Source organism: Mesorhizobium sp. M4B.F.Ca.ET.017.02.2.1, from assembly GCF_003998955.1.
In the GTDB taxonomy this organism is placed as follows: domain Bacteria; phylum Pseudomonadota; class Alphaproteobacteria; order Rhizobiales; family Rhizobiaceae; genus Mesorhizobium; species Mesorhizobium abyssinicae.
In genome coordinates, this window is sequence record NZ_RZOF01000557.1 from 1 (window position 1) to 2,219 (window position 2,219).

2 protein-coding genes are annotated in these 2,219 nt (G+C 65.2%); both read left to right on the forward strand.

All coding sequences use genetic code 11. The features are described from left to right. The coding region (locus EN738_RS33685; RefSeq protein WP_127287304.1) for an efflux RND transporter periplasmic adaptor subunit at positions 1 to 513 on the forward strand (513 nt) is incomplete at its 5' end. Positions 514 to 747: 234 nt separating this feature from the next. Beyond that, positions 748 to 2,219: efflux RND transporter permease subunit (locus EN738_RS33690; protein WP_145967031.1), on the forward strand; the 1,472-nt coding region annotated here is incomplete at its 3' end.

Below are 2,219 nucleotides of genomic sequence, written 5' to 3' on the forward strand. Positions count from 1 at the left end.
CTGATCGCCGTTCCCGAGATGGACATCGCCGAGTTTCGGCCGGGTAAGGAGGTCAAGGCCGGCTTCTGGTCCGACGATGCGCTGACGCTGGCCGGCAAGGTGCGTGAGGTTTCCGGCAGCGCCGATCCGCAGTCGCGCACCTTCGCTGTCCGCGTCTCGCTGCCCAACGATCCGCGCGTGCTGCTCGGCATGACCGCCAACATCGAAGCCTCGGTGGCGAGCCGGAAGCAGATGGTGTCGATCCCGCTCAGCGCGCTCGCCGAGAAGGACGGCCGGAAGATTGTCTGGACCGTCGACCGCACCAGCGAGACGGTTCATCCGCGCCCGGTCAAGGTCGGCGACTTCACGGTCGACGGCGTCAATGTCGCCGACGGGTTGAAGCAGGGCGACGTCGTGGTTGCCGCCGGCACGCAGTTCATGACCGAGAACCTCAAGGTCAAGCTCTCCGGCGACGCGGCGCAGCAGTCGGCGTCGGCCGAAGGCAAAGCCGACATCACCAGCAGCCTGCGCTGAAGCCGGGCGAATGAAAATGCCGCTCGCTGGAGCGAGCGGACCATGGTTTCCGGGCGGCGAGCGCCCGGCTGTCGAGACGTCAGGTTGATGTAACCCCCACATCGATCCTCGCGTCCCACCGCGACGAGTGTCTCTCCGCCTCGGAAAGCCTCGCCGCCCGGAAGCCAGCATCGGAAATATCGTGAGCACGCGCAGATGCGTGCCTTGCCGATCAATCGGAATGGACTGACGCCGATGACCACCGACAGCACTGAGAAGCGGCCCTTCAATCTTTCGCGCTGGGCGATCGGCCACCCCAGCATCGCGCGCTTCCTGTTCGGCCTGATCATCCTTGCCGGCGCGCTCGGCCTGATGCGCATGGGCCAGAAGGAAGATCCTGACTTCACCTTCCGCGTCATGGTCGTCCAGGCCGTCTGGCCGGGCGCCTCGATCCAGGAGATGGAGGACCAGGTCGTCAACAAGATCGAGCGCAAGCTGCAGGAAACGCCGCATCTCGATTTCGTGCGCTCCTATACGCGAGCCGGCAGCGCCATCATCACCCTGCAGGTGAAAGGCGACACCAATGCCGAGCAGGTGAAGGACGCGTTCTACCAGGTGCGCAAGAAGGTCGGCGACATCGCCAGCGACCTGCCGCAGGGGCTGCTCGGTCCGTATTTCAACGACGAGTTCGGCGACACCTTCATCACGCTGCATTCGATCAGCGGCAACGGCTACAGCTATCCGGAGCTGAAGAAGTTCGCCATCCAGGCGCGCGATATGCTGTTGACGACGCCGGGCGTCGAGAAGGCCGTCATCATCGGCGACCAGCCGGAGAAGATCTATATCGACGTCTCTTCGAAGGCGCTGGCCGAGCGCGGACTGACGCTGACCGACCTGCAGAACGCGATCAAGGGCCAGAACAATGTCGACCCGGCGGGCTCGGTCGACACCGGACAGCGCTCGGTGCGCATCTCGGTCGAGGGCGACGTCACCAGGGCCGCCGACATCAGGGAACTGCGCCTGCGCGCCGGCGGCCAGGTGACGCGGCTCGGCGACATCGCCACAGTCTCTTCGGGGCTGGAGGATCCGTTCCAGCGCAAGTACCGCTTCAACGGCCATGAGAGCGTCCAGCTCGGCGTCGTCATGGCCAAGGGCTTCAACGTCACCGACGTCGGCAAGGATGTCGAAGCGACCTACCAGCGCTTCGAGGAAGGCCTGCCCTACGGCGTCGCCGTCGACCAGATCTCCGACCAGCCGGAGGTCGTCCGCGATGCCGTCAAGGAGTTCATGGAGGCGCTCGGCGAGGCGCTGCTGATCGTGCTGGCCGTCTCGCTGCTGTCGATCGGCTGGCGTTCCGGCCTGGTCATCGCCATCGCCATTCCGCTGGTGCTCGCCGCCACCTTCGCCATCATGTACGAGCTCGGCATCGACCTGCAGCGCATTTCGCTCGGCGCGCTGATCATCGCGCTCGGCCTGCTCGTCGACGATGCGATGATCGTCGTCGAGATGATGGAACGCAAGCTGGAGGAGGGGCTGGTCAAGATCGAGGCGGCGAGCTTCGCCTATTCCTCGACCGCCTTCCCGATGCTGACCGGGACGCTGATCACCACCGCGGGCTTCATCCCCGTCGGCTTCGCCGCCTCGACCGCCGGCGAATATGTGCGCACCCTGTTCTACGTCGTCGGCATCGCGCTGGTCGTGTCCTGGTTCGTGGCGGTCTATTTCAC